The organism is Streptomyces sp. NPDC026522 (genome assembly GCF_055567555.1).
Genome location: NZ_JBVHQF010000004.1, coordinates 506459 through 525433 on the forward strand (window position 1 = coordinate 506459; position 18975 = coordinate 525433).

An 18975-nucleotide genomic window follows, 5' to 3' on the forward strand; every position below is an offset into this window, starting at 1 on the left:
GAGGGACAGGCCCACGACCTCGGCGGGTGCGGCGAGCGTCACACGCGTCCGGCGGCGACGGGGGCGTCAGGCGGCCGGGGCGGCGGCCGGGTCCCGGTCCGGGACCGGGTCCAGCCGGGTCGCGACCCAGGCGCCCACCAGGGCCACCGCGGCCATCGGCAGGAAGACGGCCACGAAGGCCGCGGGGTGCGAGGCCGTCGCCCCCTGCGCGGGGCCGGCCCCGGCCCCGACCGCTCCGCCGCCCAGCGCGGCGAACGCCGCCCCGCCCGCCGCCAGCAGCACCACGTTCGCCAGCGCGTCCGAGATCTGCAGCGCGGCGGAGTTGGCCCCGGCCTCCTGCGGCGGGGACAGCTTCATCAACAGCACGCCCGTGGACCCGATCACGAGGCCCATGCCGAGACACCCCACGCCCCAGGCCAGCGCCGGCGTCCACACCGGCACCCACGGCACCAGTACGGCCGGCGCCGTCGCGATGGCCAGCGCCACCATCACCATCCCGGCCACCATCAGCCGTTCCCGGTACGGCTCCATCCGCCCCTTGGACTGCACCCACGACCCGAGCGCCCAGGTCAGCCCGCCGAGCGCCAGCGAGAACCCCGCCATGGTCGGGCTCAGCCCCCGCTGGGTGACCAGCATCAGCGGTACGAAGCTCTCCGCCGCGATGAACGCCCCCGCCGCCACCCCGCGCAGCAGCACCACCGACGGCAGCCCGCGCCGCGCCCGGTACGTCCCGCGCGGCAGCAGCCCCAGCACCGCCGGCACCAGCAGCGCCGCGCCCGCCGCGCCCGGCAGCAGCGACAGCCACCGCAGGTCCTGGGCCGCGTACTGGAGCAGCCCCGCGCCCGCCGAGATGCCGAGCGCGAGCCGGATCCGGCGCCGGTCGAACGGCGCGGGGCCGTCCGCCGTCCGTACGGGGCCGCCCGCAGTCCGGCGTATCGCCGGCAGGGCCACCACCAGCGGTACGACGACCAGCGCGGGTATCGCGAGGAACACCCAGCGCCACCCGAGCCGTTCGGTCACCGTCCCGGCGGCCAGCGGCCCCACGATGGACGGCACCACCCAGCTCGCGGCGAAGGCCGCCATGATGGCGGGCCGCAGCCGCTCCTCGTAGGCCCGGCTGACCACCACGTACAGGGCGACGATCACCAGCCCGCCCCCGAACCCCTGCACCGCCCGCCCGAGCAGGAACACCCACATCACTCCGGCGGTCCCCGACACCACCAGCCCGGCGGCGAAGGCCCCGATCCCGACGGCGAGCGGCCGCAGCGGGCCGTGCAGGTCGGCCCACTGGCCGGCGAGCACCATGCCGAAGAGGCTGGTGGTGAAGTAGGCGGAGAAGGCGAAGGCGTAGAGCCCGATCCCGTCCAACTCGCGGGCGGCGACGGGCATCGCGGTGCCGACGGCGGTGGCCTCGAAGGCGATCAGGAAGATGACGGAGACCATCCCGATGCTCAGCGTCCGGTACGGCGGCGCGAGGACCCCGCCCTGCGACGGCGGCGGTACGGACGCGTCGGCCAGCTGCGGGGCACGGGGTCTCAGGTCGCTCATCGCCCCAGAGTAAGGCCCGTACCTGCATCCCGCCCCTGTCATTTCGACGGATCCGCCCTCCGCCCCGGGACCTACGCCCGGCCCCGTTGTGAACGCCGCATGGCATTCACATTGCACCGCGCCCCGTCCCCTTCCCCACCCCGCCGACCCCTCGTACGGTCGTCTCAGCACCACCACCCAGCCGTGTGCCCGAGTGGTTGAGGGACTCGCCTGCAAAGCGAGTTACGCCGGTTCGATTCCGGTCACGGCTTCCGAGAAGGCCGCTCAGGGGAAGCTCCACAGCTCCCCTGGGCGGTCTTCGGGCGTTCCGGAGGGTCACTGCTCAAGAGCCGAAGGCTGCTCAGGAGGGGCCGGCGAACTTCTCCAGCTCACCGGGCCGCTCCGGAAGACCGCCATCCTTCTCGCAGGCCAGCACCTTCGCAACGGACCGCGCGGCGGAGTGTGCGAGCGTGAGGTAATCGGTGCGCTTGCTCGCCGCGTCACCCGGCCGTGTGTTCAGGAGATCCGCGAAATCCGCACTGATCCTCAGCGGGGCCTGCGTGGTGGAACCCACGGTGGAACTGATGCAGAGGAACTTGACGGACAGGCCCCCGGAGTGGCTCAAAACGCGGGGAGCAGTGGCGGTGACGTCGGTTTCGCCGCCGGGGGGCTGGCGGTGGCCTACGAAGAGTGCCGCGGCTTCGGGGGAATGAAGTTTGCCGTCCCCCGCCGGCCGCACCACTCCCTTGACGCGGCACTGCGTCCCGCTCAGGTCCATTAGCTCCTTGCCGGACCGGTAGGCGTCTTGCATCACTTCACCGATGTTTTCGGCGCTCCGGTTGAATCGCTCGTCCTCGACCGTGAACTCCGACGTCTGAAGGAGTCGCTCCAGCGCCTTTCCCGCCTCGGCGTCAAACAGCGTTCCCCCGCACACCTGGGTCGCGGGCATGATCCGCGGCGGCCGGGGTTCCTCTTCATCTGTACCGCTGCACGCCGATATCAGGGCGCCCAAGGACACCAAGCTGATGAGGCCGGAAACATACCCACGTGCGCGAGGCAGCCGGATCACTTCGCGCCCGTTTCGGGCGCGTGCCCCTGCTGGGCGGCAAGGCCGACACCCTCCTGGTAGCCGTTTCCTTGTGACTCGATCAAGTGATTGCCCAGAGTGCTGTTCCGTTCGATGTTGTGACGGTGCAGGAACTCCTTCATCGGTGCTTCCGCACTACGCTCACCCGCCTTGTACGTTTTCTGGTTGGCGTCGTGCGCCGCCGCCTCCTGCTTGTCCTTGTCCTTCTCCACGACATCGTCGGACCAGTCCCCGATCACCTGGGAGGCGGCCTGCTCCACCGCTCCGCTACCGAGGTCCACCGCCAAGGGAACCACTACGGCTGCCGCGCCCGCGGCGACCGCCGTCGCAGGCAGGAAGGCCACGCCGGCCGCCAAGGCACCGGTGGTGCCGAATTCGATCCATGCCGAACTCTTCTCGTGCGCCTTCTCGTAGTCTTCATGCCTCTTCCCGTGCTCAGCCGTTACCTGCTGCGCACGGGATTCGTCGAGCATGCCGTGGACCTGAGCGTTCGTGCGAATCGTCGACATCGCCCGGCCCTCGTCGACTTCCCCGTCGTGTACAGCTTGGCTCTCCAGCACACTCGCCGAATAGACGCGCTCGGCCGCCGACACGGTCCCGTAGGCGTCCGGATGCTGACCCAACGCGCTCAGCAGGTTCCGTGCTGCCTCCCTGTCGAAGGTGGCGTGCGCTTGCTTGTCGTTGGGCCCGGGCGCGAAGACGCTCTTGCCGTCATGCGCCCTCATGCCGTCCTCATCGTCCAAGGCGTGGTTGACGTCGTCGATGTATCCGGCGGTCATGTTGCCCAGGCTGTCCGCGAGCGGCTCGTGGCTCTTGAGCAACCCCGCGTCACCGCCGTACTTCGCCACGACCGCGTCCATGACGCGCGCACCGGCCTCGGTGCGGACCAGGTGGGGGGCGGGGTCGTCCCAGGCGTGGCCGAGGGTGGCGGCTTCGAGGGCGTGGCCCAGGGCGTCCGGCATGTACTTCTGGATCTTGGGGAGGTCGTCGGGGTTGAACCCCTCCATGTCGATCGTGGGGTCGTACTTCGCGTGACCGAAGAAGTCGAGGTAGCTCTTGATCGGCTTCTTGTCCGCGCCCGTGCCCAGGTCCGGGTGGCCCGGCTTCTCCGTGCCGTCCTTGTTGAAGGCGTGCGGTTCGCGCTCCGGGTCGAAGAACTGGGCCGCGGCGTCCGGGCTGTGGCCCAGCGCCTCCAGGAAGCTGACCACCGGGTCGTAGCCGGCGCCGTTGCTGCCGGAGGGGTTGAGCAGGTTCTTGCCGTAGCCGTTGAGCTGCCGCGACTGGTTGAAGAAGTCGGGGTCCTTGGCGTGGATCTGCGTCGCGTGTTCGGCGATCGGCACCAGGAACTTGGGGTCGTAGTTCCCGTACCGCATGATGCCGCCGAGCAGCTGGTAGCCGAAGGGCGGGTTCGGGTCGTACTTCGCCAGCGGGATCCGCTCGGTGCCGAGCTTGCGCAACTCCAGCGCGAAGCTGTCGGGCAGGTGCGGCTCGGACGTGGACCGGGTGGCCGTCGCGAGGTTCAGGCCCAGGTTCTGCTGGAGCTGCTGCACGTCCTTGAGCCGCTGCGGGTCCTGCTTCGCGTAGTCGAAGGTGTCGGTGGACAGCTGCCCGTAGAACTCCAGCGCGCCCTTGGGGCCGAGCGCCCCGTAGAAGGCGGTGGAGAACCCGGCGTTCTTCGCGTTGTCCGCGAGCAGCTCGTTCAGCTCCACCAGCCCGGCGTGGCTGAGGTCCCGGCCCTTGCGCGCCAGGTCGATGGCGTGACCGGCCTGTTCGGCGGTGAGGGTGGCGTACTTCGGGCCGCTGAAGTTGTGGTCCTCGGCGGCGTTCGCGTTGAGCAGGCGGGCCAGTGACCGGTCGGCGTCGTCGCAGGTGTCGATGATCCCGTCGATCTTCCCCTGCCACAGGGGCAGGTTGTCGCGGATCGACTGCTGGTAGTCGGGGTCGTGGCGGGCCGCGGCCCGTTCGGCGTCGGTCAGCGGGACCGGTGTCACCTTGCCGTTGCCGTCCACCTGGAAGCCGGCGGCGGGTGCCTCTTCGTCGGCGATCTTCTTCAGCTGTTCGCGGGAGGACTTGAAGGTGGCGTGGCCTTCACTGAGGGCCTGGTGGATGCCCTTGGCCTCCTTGGCGGCTTCCTCGAACTCCTTGGCCGTCTTGTCGACGAACGTCCGTCCCACGCTCGCGGTGACCCCGCGCCATTCGGCTTTGTCGGCCTTCGCCTTCATGCCGTTGCGGGCCGCCTCGGCGAGCTCCTCCAGCTTGGTCACCATGGCCGCCCAGTCGGCGATCGCGGTCGCGAGCTGGTCGACGGGGGCGTTCAGGACGTTCTCGTACGCCAACACGTGTCTGCGTCGCCTTCCAAGATGCGGGACGGTCTAGTTGAGGTACTGGTCGATCTTCGCGCTGGTGAACTCGGCGTAGAGCTGCTTCTCCTCCTTGTTGTGCGAGGAGAGGGAGTAGTTGAGGCCGTTGGAGATGGTCGCGCAGGCCGCGACGAGGGTCTTGACCTGGCTCTCCCAGCGGTGGCCGGCCGTGAGCAGGGCCGCCCCGGTGGCGAACCCCTCCTTGGACAGCGCACCGGCGGCTGCGGCGGTGGAGGCGTCGGCGTGCTTGCCGTCGGTGGAGAGCCGCTCGTGGAGGGTGAAGGCTTCGGTGCCGATGGCGCCGATGTGGTCCTGGTTGAGTTCCAGGTCTCCGGCGCCGGCGCCGGAGCCGGAGCCGCTGCCGGGTTCGGTGGGTACGTGGTTGAGCCGCATGGACACGTTGGCCGCGGCCGTGGCGCGCGCGGTGGCCCACTCTTCGTCGAAGGACATGCGGTGCTCTCCTTACGTGGGTCGGGGCGTCTGGACCTCAGCGTCGTGAGCGCTGCTGGATGACGACCGCGGTGACGGCGCCGCCGATGATCAGGCAGGCGCCGAGTCCGAGGGCGATCCAGGGCAGGGCGCTGCCGTTGTCGCTGCCGCTCTTCTTGGCCTCGGGTTTGGGCGCGGGGCTGGCTTTGGCGCCGGGGGCGGGGGCGGGCGATGCGGCTGCCGCGAGGTCGGGGAGCGGGTAGACGTCGGCGGGGCCGGGGTCGCCGGGGGTGGGCACCGCGATGCGGGGGCGGACGACGCCGTAGCCGACGTAGTCGTTGCGCTGCGCGCCGTCCTTAGGCTTCCCGGCGGTGTTCAGGAGGACGCGGAGGATCTGGTTGTTGGTCCAGTCGGGGTGGACGGACCAGAGCAGCGCGGCGGAGGCGGACGCGAGGGCGGTGGCATCACTGGTGCCGCTGCTGTTGCAGAGTCCCGTTCCGCTGTCGCAGCCCGAAACGATATCTATCCCGGGGGCTGACATGTCCACGTAGCGGTTGTGTTGGGACTCCTTCGTTGCCTCACCCTTGGTATCGAGCGCTGCAACACCCACCACTCCGGGCGTCGCAGCTGGCCAGATGACGCTCTCGTTGCCGTCGTTGCCAACGCTGGCGAAAATCAGCTTTCCTTTATCCAGCGCATACTTGACGGCACTGTCCAAGTCGTCGCTTTGGTTGATTCCACCCATAGAAATGTTCAGAACCTTGGCGTCCGAATCGGCGGCAAAGCGGATGGCCTGAATCATCGAACGGAAGGGGGCAGTACCGTCACCCCCGAAATCGACCCGCAGTGGAAGGATTTTCGCACCGGGTGCTAGGCCAAACGCACTGTCAGCGCCGCCGGGACCCTTGCCGTTGCCTGCGATGACCGCTGCAATAGCCGTGCCGTGGTGGCTGTGGTCAGTACGTTCGTCACCCTCGTAGCTGGCGGAAGCGAAGTTTCTGCCTGGCAGAACCTGATCTTCGAGTTCAGGGATGCGCTTTACGCCGGTGTCGATTACCGCAACGGTGACATTCTTTCCTGTGCTGATCTTCCAGATGTCATCGGCCTTCATGGCATCGAGATGCCACTGTGTAGACCTAACGGTCTCCCCCTGGGCCGGGGTCGCGGCGACCCAGGCCAGCAATAGACCCACCAGGGCTGAGGTCGCCTTCCACATGCGCATCCCGTGCAACGTCCGTTCTGCTCAGTCGATCACTGGCGGCACAACAGGACGATCCGCCTGCCAGGTCTCTTCGTCCTCGGCCAGGTAGTCAGGGCGTTCGCCCCCACGGCCATCGCGCCGCTTACCTGGGGCGTGGGACCCCGCGCCTCCGACCGGACCGGCAGACGTCCCGTTGCGTACGAGGCCAGAACCGCCCTGGGTGAACGGCCGACCGCCTGTCGCCGACTGGCCGCCGGCTCCAGCCTGCCGGCCACCGACCACACCGCCCGGCTCCACGGCCAGTCGACGGCTCGCAGCCGAGCCAGGACCGGCATGGGAACCACCACCCAGGCCACTCCCCATGCCACCGCCCATCAACCCGCGCCCCGTCGGGGAACCTTCCGCGCCGATGACCGTACCGCGCGGGATGCCCGCATTGGGCCCGCGAGGAGCCACCGGGCGTCCGCCCACAATGCCGGTCTCGCGCGGGGGCAGCCCGGTGACGCCGCCGATCTTGCCAGGAGGGGTGGGCCGGGGGAATGTGCCGCCGGCGCCCGTCTTAACGGACCCGGCAGTTGGGGGGAGCATGAGCGGAGGAACCACCTGAACGGGGGTAGGCCCCCCACCCGTCGGGCCGAGATGCGCGGCACTCGGCGTACTGGTTGTCGGGGGCAAAGTTCTATCCGGCAGAGTCCCGACTGTATTGAGATCCACGTTGATGTCGCGCTCGGGGGTCATGGGAACGCTTGCCGGCGCGGGGGCCGTGGCCGGAGACAGCGCCGTACCAGTGTGTGCTTGGCGATCAGTCCCACTTACGGCAGCGCTCCTTTCGGGCGCCGGCGGCGTGTAGCCGGAACCGCCCCCCGAACCAGAGCTACCGCTGGCCCCTCCGCTAGGACGCGCAACCTCTGAGGATGTGAGTGCATAGTCGCCGCCTGGCACAAATTTCGCCGGCGGCGGCGGGAACGTCGGGATCTGCGCCGCGTTCATGTTCCGCGACGACTCGTCGTACGACTCCGCCAGCTTCTTCAGCTGCTGCACCGCCTGCAGCCGGTCCGCCTCCAGCTTCTGCGCCGCCAGTGAGCCGATCTTCGCCGAGTCCGGGTCGTTGTGGAACTTGCGCGCGGCCGCCAGATTCTCCTTCGCCGACGCGTCAACGCCCGGCGTGCTCTGAGCCTCGAACATGTGCTGCGCCGCGATCGTCATCCACTTCGAGGCGTCCTTGCTGTAGTCCGCCAGACGCAGCGTCGCATTGCCCGCCGAGTTCACCCAGCTCTGGAAGGACGTCGCGGCCTCGCCTTCCCAGCCCGACACCTTGTGGTGTTTGAGGTCCTCGCCGATTTCCTTGATGGCAGCGGCGGCTTCCTCAAGCTGCGTCGCCCGCGCCCGGACGATCTCCGGCTTGATCGAGGCGATCATCGCCATCAACTGTTCGTGGCTGTAGCCGTCGAAGCTAGTCACCATCAGTAATCGACCTCAGTCTTGCTCGGCGCCGGCGTGGGTGTCTGGCCGCCCTGCGGCTGCTGCTGCGGCTGCTGCGGCTGGTCGTGCCCGGCCGAGGGATCGCGGTCGCGGACGTAGTGTTCCTTCGCCCGGTCGGCGATCGCCAGCATCCGCTGACGCGTCTCCTCGTCCACGTCCGCGAACCCCTTGCCGCCCGTACTGATCGCGATGCCGAGGCCCTCGATCTGGTCCGCCAGGCCCTTCGACAGGGTCAGCAGCTGCGTGTGCACCGTCCCGTACGCCTTGAACAGCGCCTCCGCCTCCGCGAAGCCCGTGCCCAGCGTTCCCGACGGGAGCGTGCCGTGTTCCAGCTTGTCCGCGTCCGCCGGGGAGCCGCCGAGTTTCTTGAGCTGGGCGTCGACCAGCTTCTTGAAGCCGCTCAGCGTCTCGTACTCGACCTCCAGCGCCTTCGCCTGGCGCATGATCGCGTCCGCGACGCCGCTGCTCGCGCCGATGATGCCCGCCAGCCCGCTCGCGCTCGTCTCCTCTGCCACGGTGCCCTCCCCGACTCCCCGTCATCCCCGTCGCCGTTCGCCGATCACTCTAGCGACCGGCACCGACACCCCGGGAACCCAATCCCCGTCAGCGCCTCACGAGTTCGGCGCCGCCACCGCCGCCGATGGCCGGATCGGGATCCTGTTCACCGGGCGGCCCGTCGCCGAGCGCACCGCCGAGGCGATGGCCGCCGGGGTCGTCACCACCGGGACCGCGCTCGCCGCCTTCGCGCCGAACGGGGCCACCACGTCCCGCTCCTCGACCAGCTTGACGATCCGCACCGCCGGGGCGTCCAGCGACGTCGGCAGGGCGTAGCCCGTCAGGTCGGGGTGGCGGATCACCCCCGCCACCGAGCGGAGGTTTTCGGTCAGCGCCGCGCCCACGCCCTGCGTGACACCCGCTTCGATCCGGGCCTCCAGCTGGCCGGGGTTGAGGATCCGGCCCACGTCCTGCGCGACGGCCAGTTCGACGACCCGCACCGCGCCGAGTTCCACGTCCACGTCCACCACCGCCCGCACCGCGCAGAACGCGAGGCCGACGAAGGCGTCGCCCTGGCCGTGCTCGTCCAGGGGTTCGGTCGGGTGGGGGCGGCACTGGGCGGTGGCCCAGAGTTCCTTGCCCGCCATCGCCTCCGCGACCGTGGTGGAGAACGCGCCGTCGTACGACGTGATCCGGCCGTCCTGGATCTGCAGCAGCTCGGTCGACATGCCGAGCTTGTGGGCCATCGGCTGGAGGAGCTGCGTACGGACCATCTTCGCGGCCCGCTCGACCGCGCCCCCGGACACCCACGTGTGGCGGCCGTGCGCCGCCGGCCCGGCCGACGGCTGGTCGGTGTCGACCGGGGCGGTGACCACCTCGTCCACGCCCAGCACTTCCTGGACGATCTGGCGGGCGAGCGTCGAGAAGCCCTGGCCGGTGTCGACGGCCGCGCAGATCACCGTCGCCACGCCGTCGACGACCTTGACCGTCGCGGTGGAGACCTCGTCGGCCCCCTCCGCGCCGAGCATGTGCACCATGCCCACGCCGTACCCGACCCCGCGCCGCACCGCGCCCGGCTCGCCCGCGCCCTCCGGGCCGCCCGGCAGCAGCCACTCCTCCTCGGGGGTGTCCTTGGGGAGCGCGGGCAGCGGGAAGTCCCGTACCGAACGCAGGAGTTCCGCGACCGGCGCCGGGCAGGTCACCGTCTGGCCCGTCGGCAGCAGGTCGCCCGTCGCCAGTACGTTGCGCATCCGCAGTTCCGCGCCGTCGATGCCGAGTGCGGCCGCCAGCTTGTCCATCTGGCCCTCGTACGCGGCGCACACCTGCATCGCGCCCTCGCCCCGCACGTGCCCGGACGGCGGGTTGTTGGTGCGCACCGCCCAGCCCTCGACGAAGGCGTGCGGCACGACGTACGGGCCGCACGCGAAGGCGACCGCCGCCGCGAGGGACTCCGCGGAGGCGTCGGCGTAGGCGCCCGCGTCCATCAGGATCTGGGCCTCCACCTTGACCAGCCGGCCCTCCGCGTCCGCGTGGTGGCGGTAGCGCAGCAGCGTCGGGTGGCGGTGGGCGTGGCCGAGGAAGGACTCCTCGCGGGTGGCGGCCAGCTTTACCGGGCAGCCCGTGCGCAGGGCGAGGAGCCCGAGCGGGAGCTGGAAGGCGGGGTCCTCGCGGTCGGCGGTCGCGCCCGGGACGCCGGTGACGACGACCCGTACCCGGTCCGGCTCCAGCCCGAAGCAGGCTGCGGCCAGGTCGCGGTCGGTGTGCGGGTCGGTGGAGGCGGTGTAGATCTCCACGCCCCCGTCGGGCCGCGGCACGGCCAGCCCCGCCTCGGCGCCGATGGGCGCGGGGTCCTGGCGGCCGATCCGGTACAGGCCCTCGACGATCACCTCGCCGGTCGCCTCCGGGTCGCCGTAGCGCAGCGGGATGTGCCGGATCAGGTTGCCGTCGGGGTGCAGGGCGGGCGCGCCGAACGACTGCTCGGGGTCGGTCACCGCGTCCAGCAGCTCGTACTCGACCGCGATGGCGGCGGCGGCGAGGCGGGCCGTGTCGGGGTGGTCCGCGGCGACGGCGGCGATGGGCTCGCCGTGGTGGCGGACCACGTCGTGGGCGAAGACGGGCCGGTCGGCGATCCGCCGGCCGTGGGTGGTGGCGCCGGGCACGTCGGCGTGCGTGACGACGGCGCGTACGCCGGGCATCGCGGCGGCGGCCGAGGTGTCGATGGAGAGGATGCGGGCGTGGGCGTGCGGGGAGCGGAGCACGGCGGCCCAGAGCAGGCCCTCGGCCCACAGGTCGGCGGCGTAGGGGAAGGTGCCCTCGGTCTTGGCGCGGGCGTGCGCGGAGGGGACGGAGACCCCGATTCCGCGCAGGACTTCCGGCGTCTCCCCCTCCCCGCCGCCGGCCGGCAGCGTCGTGGTCGTCATCAGGGTGGTCGTGGCCGCGTCGTGCCCGCTCACGCCATGCCTCCGTTGTGGTGGATGCCGCCCTCGCCCGGCGCGGCCTGGTGCGGGATGCGCGGCTCGGCGGCCGCGGTGTCGTCGGCGGTGGCCGCCGCGCGCTCGGTCACGACCTCGCGGACCGCTTCGATGACGCCCTTGTAGCCGGAGCAGCGGCAGAGGTTGCCGCAGAGCGCCTGGCGGGTCTCCAGCTCGCTGGGGGCGTGGTTGCCTTCCAGCAGGTCGTGGATGGTCATGGCCATGCCGGGCACGCAGAACCCGCACTGCACCGCGCCCGACCTGCACAACGCCTGCTGCACGTCCGAGAGTTCCCCGTCCGTCGCGAGTCCTTCGACCGTACGGACCTCGCTGGACGCGGCCGTCGCGGCCGGGACCAGGCAGGACGCGACGAGGCGTCCGTCGACCTGCACCGCGCAGGCCCCGCACTCGCCCTGCGAGCAGCCGTCCTTGGCACCGGCCAGCCCGAGGCGTTCGCGCAGCACGTAGAGGAGGGATTCGCCGATCCACGCACCGGTGACGGGCCGGTCGGCCCCGTTGACGCGCAGGACGTACGAGGCGAGCGGGTGCTCGTGATGGACGGCGGGGGCGTCGACGAGGGTTTCCTCGTACGTCGCATCCCCGGCCGGGAAACCTGCGGTGGTGTCCGCACCCGGGAGTGCGTCGCCGCTGTCGGCGCTTCCCGCACCCGGCGCGAACGACTCGGGGGCTCCGCCGACGGACTCCTGCGCGAGCCCGCCGAACCCGTGCCCCGGCTCCGGCTCGGGCCCCGGCGCCGGCTCCACAGCCGCGTCCTGGCCCGGCTCCAGACCCGGCTCCTGGCCCGGCTCCAGACCTGGCTCCTGCCCCTGCTCCGCCTGCGCGACGACCCCGGTGAACCCGAACCCGGGCCCCTCGGCGAACCCGTGCCCGTCCCCGAACCCCGGCTCCGCGCCCAGCGGACGCGGCCGTTCCTCCTCGACCGGCATCCGCGCCGCCCCGTGGGCCGCCTCGATGTCCGGCGCGGCGTACACCGCGGGCTCGGCCTCCGGCTCGGCCGTCGGCGCCGCCGCCGGAGCCGGCAGCGGCGTGCCCACACCGGGCCCGCCCAGCACCCGGGGACCGCGCCCCGCGCCCCCGGCGGCCGCGCCCGGGTCCTCCGCGCCCGGCAGTACGCCCGAGCTCATGGAGGTGCCGTACGCCTGCGTCGCCCAGGGCGCCGCGGCGCCGCCCGGCAGGGTCGCCGGTGCCTGGCTCCAGTCGGCGGCCGCGTGGCCGCCCGCATGGCCGCCCGCATGGCCGGACCCGTGGCCGTGCGCGTCGCCCGCCCCGAACGCCCACTGCCCGGTGGCCTGGGACTCCTCGGCCCGGCCCGCCTCCGGGAAGCGCCACTCGGCGGTGGCCCCCGGGTCCGGCTCGTGCCCGGCGTCCTGCCCGGGCACCGGCTCCGCGGGCGCGGCTTCGGCGAACGCCGCCGCCACCGACGCCGGGAGCGGGATCGACGCCGGGATGGGCCCGCGCGCCGGTCCGGTGCCGGTGGCGGCGCCGCTGTCGCCGCCACCCGCCTCGGGCCACGGCGTGGGCATCGCCCACGTGCCGGTGGCCGTGGGATCCGTACTGGCCGAGCCCAGCGGCACGATCATCGGCGGCGGCACGTACCCGTGCCCGGGCGCCGCCAGCGGCTCTCCGCCGTCGAGGGCGTCCAGCATGTCCTGCGGCAGTTTCACGAAGGCCGTGGCCTCGGAGTCGTACTCGCCGCCCTGCGGCACCGGCTCCCAGCCCCAGGCGGCGCCGGCGTGACCCGCGGCGTCCGCGCCCGCGGCGGTACCCGCGGCGCCGGCGCCCCTGTTCGTTCCGGTCACGTTCTCGTTCTCACTCATGAGCTCAGCGCCCTCCCCAGGGCCCTCCGTGCCAGTACGGCCACCGTCCGCCGCAGCTGCAGTACGCCGGCGGCCACCGGTTCCCCCTGGTCGGGCACGCAGGCGGCCGCGACGTACTCGCCGAACGCCTCCAGCGCCTCGGGGGCCAGGCCGCGTTCGCCGTCCCAGTCGATCAGCGAGGCCACCCACTGCTCGGCCTCCAGCGGCCGCAGCGGCATCGGCGCGACCGCGCCGATCGCGCAGCGCACGCCCCGGCGCGCGGGGTCCAGTACGAGCCCTACGGACGCCACCGCGCGCCCCGGCCCCGTACGCCCCGTCGCCTTCAAGAACACCTGCGGCGCGTGCAGCAGCGGCACCCGCACGAAGCCGATCAGCTCGCCCGGCCGCAGCATCTCGCGCCCGGCCAGCAGGTGGGAGACCGGGATCTCCCGCCGGGCCACGCCCGAGTCGCCGAGTCCGCCAGGCCCGACGATGACCAGGACCGCCTCCAGCGCCGCCAGCACCGGCAGCGCGTCACCGGTCGGTGCGGCCGACGCGATGTTCCCGCCGAGGGTGCCCGCGTTGCGGATCTGCGGCGGTCCGGCGGCCCGGGCGGCGGCCGCGAGGGCCGGGATCAGTGCGGCGAAATCCGGCCGCCCCATCCGCGCGTGGGTGAGCCCCGCGCCGAGCAGCGCGTGGCCGTCCTGGTACTGCCAGCCGCGGATCTCGTTGATCCGGCCGAGGCCGACGAGCGCGGCGGGGCGCAGCAGCCCGGCGTTGACGGCGGCCATCAGGTCGGTGCCGCCGGCCACGGGCACGGCGGCGGGCATGGCGGTGAGTGCCGCGACGGCCTCGTCGAGCGAGGCGGGCAGCGTGACGGACTGCACCGTCCGGGAACCCTGGAGCCCCTGAGGTGAATGCGGTGTGTGCAGTGCATGCGGTGCGTGCGTGGTCAACCCAGCTGCCCCTTCCCGATGTCCCGGTCCCGGCGCTCACGCCTGTCCGCCGTACGGTACGTGCTCACCGCCGGGACGTGGCAACTCTGGCACATCTTCCGGGTCTCCCGGCGCGCAGGTCGCCCTCGTACCCCCCGCGCGCGCCCCGCGCCCGCCCGGCCCGGTCAAGTCCCCGGCTTTTACCGGGTTTCGGTCGAATCGGGCAAGAAATCCGACAAACTCCGCATCATTTGCGAACCAGGCGCAACGATTGCGAATCGCGGCGAACCACCCGGCCCGGCGCCCCGCCGGCGACCGGTTGCCCGGGTCACACGATCGGGGGCTCTCCCCCGATCGGCCGCCCCGGCACGCCCGGGCGCCGCTGCCGGGGCAACGGACCGCCGGGCGCGCGGTAGTCGACCCCGAGCGCGTCCAGCCGCGCGTAGTGCCCGGCCATCCGCGCCTCGAAGGCCGCCGGGTCCCGTTCCGCCGGTTCCGGCAGCCGTGACCACACCACCTCGGCGAAGGCCGCCAACCGGGGGAACACCTGGTAGTCGACGCGGCTCTGGCTCTCCATCACCTCGGTCCACACGTTGGCCTGGGCGCCCAGCACGTGCGCCGCCGCCTCCGGTGACAGTTTCGGCGGAACCGGCTCAAAGCGGTACACGTCGGCCAGAGTGCGTACGTATCCGATCGGCATCGGCTCGTCGGAGCCGGCCGCCTGGCGGTGGTCCAAGTACACCTGCTGCTCGGGGCACATCACCACGTCGTGGCCCACCTCGGCCGCGGCCACACCACCCGCGTAACCGCGCCAGGAGGACACGGCCGCGCCGGGCGCGAGGCCGCCCTCCAGGATCTCGTCCCACCCGATCAGGCGCCGCCCGCGCTCGGTGAGCCAGCGGTCGAAGTGCCGGACGAACCAGGACTGGAGGCCGTCCTCGCCGTCCACCCCCAGCTCCCGGATCCGCCGCTGCGCCGCCGGGGAGGCCCGCCACTGCGCCTTCGGGCACTCGTCGCCGCCCACGTGCACGAAGGGTGAGACCTCCGCCGGGAACAGTTCCAGCAGCTCCTCGAAAACCCCTTCGTAGAAGCGCAGTACGCCGTCGGAGGGCGCCAGGACGTTCTCGCTGATGCCCCAGTCGTCCCACACGGCCAGCGCGGCCGTGTCCACGACGTCGGTGTTCCCCAGCTCCGGGTAGGCGGCGATCGCCGCCTGCGAATGCCCCGGCACGTCGATCTCGGGGACCACCCGCACGTGCCGCTGCGCCGCGTACGCGACGATCTCGCGGATGTCGTCCTGGGTGTAGTGGCCGCCGTGCGGCGTCTCGTTCCACAGCGGCGAGGCGCGGTGGCCCCACCGGCTGCGCGGCCGCCACCCGCCGACCTCCGTGAGCCGCGGGTAGCGCTTGATCTCCACCCGCCAGCCCTGATCGTCGGTCAGGTGCAGGTGCAGCACGTTCAGCTTGTGCGCCGCGAGCAGGTCGATGTAGCGCAGCACGCCGTCCTTGGGCATGAAGTGCCGGGCGACGTCGAGCATCATCCCGCGCCAGCCGAACCGGGGGCCGTCCTCCACCACCCCGTACGGGAGTTCCCACACCCGCCCCGGCAGCGGCGCCCGCCGGTAGGCGTCGGGGCCGAGGAGCTGACGCAGCGTCTGGGCGCCCCAGAACGCGCCGGCCGCCGAGCCTCCCGACAGGTCCACCCCGTCCGCGCCGACCGTGAGCCGGTACTCCTCGGCGGCCAGGTCCAGGTCCAGCGCCAGCCGTACGGCGCCGCGCGCGCCCGGCGCCGGGTCCGGGAAGGCGAATCCGGTGGCGGCCCCCAGCTCCCGCCGCAACCAGCCCGCCACCCCCTCGGCCCCGGGCCCGGCGGCCAGCGCCGTCGCGGGCCCCAGCGCCAGCCGCGGCCCCTCCGCACGCAGTTCGGCCCGGCGGGGCAGGGGGATCAGGTCCATGCTCGGCCCTTCGCGACAGCGCGTCGCGCCCCGCGCCACACCCGCTGCGCAGAGCGCCCGTCGGGCCGACCCTACTGGTACGCGACGGGCCCCCGGAAGGCGCCGGGGCGCTTCCGGGGGCCCGTGGCCGGATCCGTGGCCGGACCCGTGGCCGGACGCGTCCGGAAGCCGCCCCGCACGGTGTGCGGCGCTCCCCGACGGCGCGGCGGGGCTACTTGTCCTTGCCGCCGCCCTTGTCCTTGTCGCCGCCCGCGCCCATGGATTCGTAGATCTCCTTGCACATGGGGCAGACCGGGTACTTCTTCGGGTCGCGTCCCGGGACCCAGACCTTGCCGCACAGCGCGACGACGGGGGTCCCGTCGAGCGCGCTCGCCATGATCTTGTCCTTCTGGACGTAGTGGGCGAAGCGCTCGTGGTCGCCGTCGCCGTGGGACACCTGCGGCGTCGGCTCTACGAGGGTCCCCGTACCAGTCCCGCGCTCGGGCTCAAGAGTGCTCATGAAATCCAGGGTACCGACCCGCGCGCGGGTCAGTTGAGCGACGGGTCGTCCGGATAGGTGGCGACCATGGCGAGGTCGCTGCGCTGGCGGCGCAGCACCGCCCGCCAGAGCCGTTCGGGGTCCGGGAAGGACACGTCACCGGGCTCGGAGTCCACCACGTACCAGGCGCCTTCGCCGAGCTCGTCCTCCAGCTGGCCGGGGCCCCATCCGGAGTAGCCGGCGAAGATCCGCAGCGAGCCCAGGGCGGCCGCCAGCAGCTCCGGCGGCGTCTCCAGGTCGACGAGGCCGATCGCCCCGTGCACCCGGCGCCATCCCAGCGGCCCCTCCTCGCCGGGGATCACCGCGATCCCCAGGGCCGAGTCCAGCCCCACCGGGCCGCCCTGGAACACCACCCCGGGGTCGCCGGCCAGCGGCGCCCAGGGCAGCAGGATGTCGACGACGCCCACCGGGGTGGGCCGGTTGAGGACGACGCCGAGCGAGCCCTGCTCGTCGTGGTCGAGCAGCAGCACCACCGCGCGGTCGAAGTTCGGGTCCGCGAGGGCGGGGGTGGCCACGAGCAGCCGCCCTGTGAGGGAGGACACCTCGGTCATGCGGACATGATCCCGCATATCGGCCCCCGAGGGGGAGCCGAGGACCGCATCCGGTCGCGGGCGGATCACGGGCGCGCGCCCCGCGGACCCCGGAGGCGGCCCCCGAACGACCCGGAAGGCGACACTCCGCAACGCTGTGCGCACGGTGGGTGCCATGCGGGTGCTATGCCTAATTGATGACAGTCCTACGGCCGCGTCAGCCATACAAACAAGGGGGTGGTGCCCCTTACCCTTTTCACTGGCCCCTGCCCACACTCCCCTGTTCGCCGGGGAGTACCTCTTCGGAACGCGAGATCCATGACCGGCACTGACGATGTCCTGCTTGTCCACGGCGGTACCCCGCTCGAGGGCGAGATCCGTGTCCGCGGCGCGAAGAACCTCGTGCCGAAGGCCATGGTGGCCGCTCTGCTCGGCAGCGCCCCCAGCCGGCTGCGCAACGTGCCCGACATCCGTGACGTCCGGGTCGTCCGCGGCCTGCTCCAGCTGCACGGTGTCACCGTGCGCCCCGGCGAGGAGCCGGGCGAGCTGATCCTCGACCCCACGTACGTCGAGGCCGCCAACGTCGCGGACATCGACGCGCACGCGGGTTCCTCCCGGATCCCGATCCTGTTCTGCGGCCCGCTGCTGCACCGCCTCGGCCACGCCTTCATCCCCGGCCTCGGCGGGTGCGACATCGGCGGCCGTCCCATCGACTTCCACTTCGACGTGCTCCGCCAGTTCGGCGCGACCATCGAGAAGCGCGAGGGCGGCCAGTACCTGGAGGCGCCGCAGCGGCTGCGCGGCTGCAAGATCCGGCTGCCGTACCCCTCGGTCGGTTCGACCGAACAGGTGCTCCTGACGGCCGTTCTGGCCGAGGGCGTGACCGAGCTGAGCAACGCCGCCGTCGAGCCGGAGATCGAAGACCTCATCTGCGTCCTGCAGAAGATGGGCGCGATCATCTCCCTCGACACCGACCGGACCATCCGGATCACCGGTGTGGACGAGCTCACCGGCTACAACCACAAGGCGCTCCCGGACCGCCTGGAGGCCGCCTCCTGGGCTTCCGCGGCGCTGGCCACCGGCGGCAACATCTACGTCCGCGGCGCGCAGCAGCGCTCGATGATGACCTTCCTGAACACCTTCCGGCGGGTCGGCGGCGCGTTCGAGATCGACGACGAGGGCATCCGCTTCTGGCACCCGGGCGGCCCGCTCAAGGCCATCGCGCTGGAGACGGACGTGCACCCCGGCTTCCAGACCGACTGGCAGCAGCCGCTGGTCGTCGCGCTGACCCAGGCCTCCGGCCTGTCCATCGTGCACGAGACGGTGTACGAGTCGCGGCTCGGTTTCACCTCCGCGCTCAACCAGATGGGTGCGCACATCCAGCTGTACCGGGAGTGCCTGGGCGGCTCGGCGTGCCGCTTCGGGCAGCGCAACTTCCTGCATTCGGCGGTGGTCTCCGGTCCCACCAAGCTCCAGGGCGCCGATCTGGTCATCCCCGACCTGCGCGGCGGGTTCTCGTACCTGATCGCGGCGCTGGCGGCCGAGGGCACCTCGCGGGTGCACGGCATCGACCTGATCAACCGCGGCTACGAGAACTTCATGGAGAAGCTCGTGGAGCTGGGCGCCAAGGTCGAACTCCCGAACGGCGACCTCGTTTAGACCCCCCGTCGGTACCCACCGTTCCCGGGGCCCTCAGGGGCTCCGGGAAGGCCTGAGGGCGGCCACCCCGTGCGGGGTGGCCGCCCTCGGCCGTTCTACGTACCACTGCCGTCCCGAGGGCCTGTGCGGCCCTCGGCACAAGGGCGGTACTACTTGCCCTTGGCGGCTTCCTTGAGCTTGGAGCCCGCGGAGACCTTCACGCTGTAGCCGGCCGGGATCTGGATGGGGTCGCCGGTCTGCGGGTTGCGCGCGGTGCGAGCGGCACGGTGGGTGCGCTCGAAGGTCAGGAAGCCGGGGATGGTGACCTTCTCGTCGCCCTTGGCGACGATCTCGCCGACGGTCTCGGCGAGCGCGGCCAGAACGGCGTCGGCGTCCTTGCGGGTCACCTCGGCGCGCTCGGACAGAGCGGCCACCAGCTCACTGCGGTTCATGTTGTACTCCCGTGTTCAACTTGCCTTAGAGGCGTGAGATCGAAGCCGATGCTGCCAGG

The 18975-nt window shown here is 72.1% G+C and carries 15 protein-coding genes and 1 tRNA gene; 2 read left to right on the top strand and 14 right to left on the bottom strand.

The annotated features are described in order from the left end of the window. Positions 1-66 precede the first annotated feature (66 nt). Positions 67-1548 (bottom strand): MFS transporter, encoded by a 1482-nt coding sequence (locus ACZ4M3_RS13740; protein WP_467732123.1) that lies wholly within the window; start codon positions 1546-1548, stop codon positions 67-69. A 179-nt stretch (positions 1549-1727) separates the two neighbouring features. Here ACZ4M3_RS13740 and ACZ4M3_RS13745 point away from each other — a divergent pair. Further along, positions 1728-1799 (top strand) — tRNA-Cys (locus ACZ4M3_RS13745). A gap of 89 nt (positions 1800-1888) precedes the next feature. Here the strand turns inward: ACZ4M3_RS13745 and ACZ4M3_RS13750 are convergent. The 12 genes from ACZ4M3_RS13750 to ACZ4M3_RS13805 all read right to left on the bottom strand — a co-directional run bounded on the left by ACZ4M3_RS13750 (position 1889) and on the right by ACZ4M3_RS13805 (position 16847). Further along, positions 1889-2476 carry a hypothetical protein gene (locus ACZ4M3_RS13750; protein WP_467732125.1) on the bottom strand — a complete coding sequence of 196 codons (588 nt, stop codon included), beginning with the start codon at positions 2474-2476 and terminating at the stop codon, positions 1889-1891. 116 nt (positions 2477-2592) lie between these two features. Continuing rightward, positions 2593-4953: a hypothetical protein gene (locus ACZ4M3_RS13755; RefSeq protein ID WP_467732127.1), complete on the bottom strand. Its 2361-nt coding sequence runs from the start codon at positions 4951-4953 to the stop codon at positions 2593-2595. 33 nt (positions 4954-4986) lie between these two features. Next, the gene (locus ACZ4M3_RS13760) at positions 4987-5424 is read right to left on the bottom strand and encodes a hypothetical protein (protein WP_467732129.1); all 438 of its coding nucleotides are present in this window, start codon (positions 5422-5424) and stop codon (positions 4987-4989) included. A gap of 37 nt (positions 5425-5461) precedes the next feature. After that, positions 5462-6625 carry a type VII secretion-associated serine protease mycosin gene (mycP, locus tag ACZ4M3_RS13765; protein ID WP_467732131.1) on the bottom strand — a complete coding sequence of 388 codons (1164 nt, stop codon included), beginning with the start codon at positions 6623-6625 and terminating at the stop codon, positions 5462-5464. Between the two features lie 21 nt (positions 6626-6646). Then, the gene (locus tag ACZ4M3_RS13770) at positions 6647-8068 is read right to left on the bottom strand and encodes a WXG100 family type VII secretion target (RefSeq protein ID WP_467732133.1); all 1422 of its coding nucleotides are present in this window, start codon (positions 8066-8068) and stop codon (positions 6647-6649) included. Then, positions 8068-8601, bottom strand: a complete 534-nt coding sequence (locus ACZ4M3_RS13775) for a DUF2563 family protein (RefSeq protein WP_467732135.1) — start codon at positions 8599-8601, stop codon at positions 8068-8070. Before ACZ4M3_RS13775 ends, ACZ4M3_RS13770 begins: the two co-directional genes overlap by 1 nt. A gap of 96 nt (positions 8602-8697) precedes the next feature. Then, positions 8698-11001, bottom strand: a complete 2304-nt coding sequence (locus ACZ4M3_RS13780; protein WP_467732261.1) for a xanthine dehydrogenase family protein molybdopterin-binding subunit — start codon at positions 10999-11001, stop codon at positions 8698-8700. Between the two features lie 29 nt (positions 11002-11030). After that, positions 11031-12890 carry a (2Fe-2S)-binding protein gene (locus ACZ4M3_RS13785; protein ID WP_467732137.1) on the bottom strand — a complete coding sequence of 620 codons (1860 nt, stop codon included), beginning with the start codon at positions 12888-12890 and terminating at the stop codon, positions 11031-11033. Next, entirely contained in the window at positions 12887-13825 is a 939-nt protein-coding gene (locus ACZ4M3_RS13790; RefSeq protein ID WP_467732139.1) for an FAD binding domain-containing protein, read from the bottom strand. Before ACZ4M3_RS13790 ends, ACZ4M3_RS13785 begins: the two co-directional genes overlap by 4 nt. A gap of 307 nt (positions 13826-14132) precedes the next feature. Next, entirely contained in the window at positions 14133-15758 is a 1626-nt protein-coding gene (locus ACZ4M3_RS13795) for a beta-N-acetylhexosaminidase (protein WP_467732141.1), read from the bottom strand. A gap of 211 nt (positions 15759-15969) precedes the next feature. Continuing rightward, a complete protein-coding gene (locus tag ACZ4M3_RS13800) occupies positions 15970-16257 on the bottom strand; it encodes a DUF3039 domain-containing protein (protein WP_215061305.1) in 288 nt (95 codons plus the stop codon). 29 nt (positions 16258-16286) lie between these two features. Next, positions 16287-16847 (bottom strand): YqgE/AlgH family protein, encoded by a 561-nt coding sequence (locus ACZ4M3_RS13805; protein ID WP_453357236.1) that lies wholly within the window; start codon positions 16845-16847, stop codon positions 16287-16289. Between the two features lie 297 nt (positions 16848-17144). On the opposite strand from ACZ4M3_RS13805, the gene murA reads away from it, so the two are divergent. After that, positions 17145-18485 carry a UDP-N-acetylglucosamine 1-carboxyvinyltransferase gene (gene murA, locus ACZ4M3_RS13810; RefSeq protein ID WP_190182663.1) on the top strand — a complete coding sequence of 447 codons (1341 nt, stop codon included), beginning with the start codon at positions 17145-17147 and terminating at the stop codon, positions 18483-18485. Positions 18486-18634: 149 nt separating this feature from the next. Here the strand turns inward: murA and ACZ4M3_RS13815 are convergent, their stop codons facing one another. Further along, positions 18635-18916, bottom strand: coding sequence for an HU family DNA-binding protein (locus ACZ4M3_RS13815; RefSeq protein ID WP_007264399.1), 282 nt, complete (start codon positions 18914-18916; stop codon positions 18635-18637). Positions 18917-18975: the final 59 nt, after the last annotated feature.

What these genes read in the sequence shown, in the direction of transcription:
- ACZ4M3_RS13740 (WP_467732123.1), bottom strand. Translation starts at nt 1,548, where the DNA reads ATGAGCGACCTGAGACCCCGTGCCCCGCAGCTGGCCGACGCGTCCGTA.
- ACZ4M3_RS13750 (WP_467732125.1), bottom strand. Translation starts at nt 2,476, where the DNA reads ATGCCCGCGACCCAGGTGTGCGGGGGAACGCTGTTTGACGCCGAGGCG.
- ACZ4M3_RS13760 (WP_467732129.1), bottom strand. Translation starts at nt 5,424, where the DNA reads ATGTCCTTCGACGAAGAGTGGGCCACCGCGCGCGCCACGGCCGCGGCC.
- mycP (WP_467732131.1), bottom strand. Translation starts at nt 6,625, where the DNA reads ATGCGCATGTGGAAGGCGACCTCAGCCCTGGTGGGTCTATTGCTGGCC.
- ACZ4M3_RS13770 (WP_467732133.1), bottom strand. Translation starts at nt 8,068, where the DNA reads ATGGTGACTAGCTTCGACGGCTACAGCCACGAACAGTTGATGGCGATG.
- ACZ4M3_RS13780 (WP_467732261.1), bottom strand. Translation starts at nt 11,001, where the DNA reads ATGACGACCACGACGCTGCCGGCCGGCGGCGGGGAGGGGGAGACGCCG.
- ACZ4M3_RS13785 (WP_467732137.1), bottom strand. Translation starts at nt 12,890, where the DNA reads ATGAGTGAGAACGAGAACGTGACCGGAACGAACAGGGGCGCCGGCGCC.
- ACZ4M3_RS13795 (WP_467732141.1), bottom strand. Translation starts at nt 15,758, where the DNA reads ATGGACCTGATCCCCCTGCCCCGCCGGGCCGAACTGCGTGCGGAGGGG.
- ACZ4M3_RS13800 (WP_215061305.1), bottom strand. Translation starts at nt 16,257, where the DNA reads ATGAGCACTCTTGAGCCCGAGCGCGGGACTGGTACGGGGACCCTCGTA.
- ACZ4M3_RS13805 (WP_453357236.1), bottom strand. Translation starts at nt 16,847, where the DNA reads ATGACCGAGGTGTCCTCCCTCACAGGGCGGCTGCTCGTGGCCACCCCC.
- murA (WP_190182663.1), top strand. Translation starts at nt 17,145, where the DNA reads ATGACCGGCACTGACGATGTCCTGCTTGTCCACGGCGGTACCCCGCTC.
- ACZ4M3_RS13815 (WP_007264399.1), bottom strand. Translation starts at nt 18,916, where the DNA reads ATGAACCGCAGTGAGCTGGTGGCCGCTCTGTCCGAGCGCGCCGAGGTG.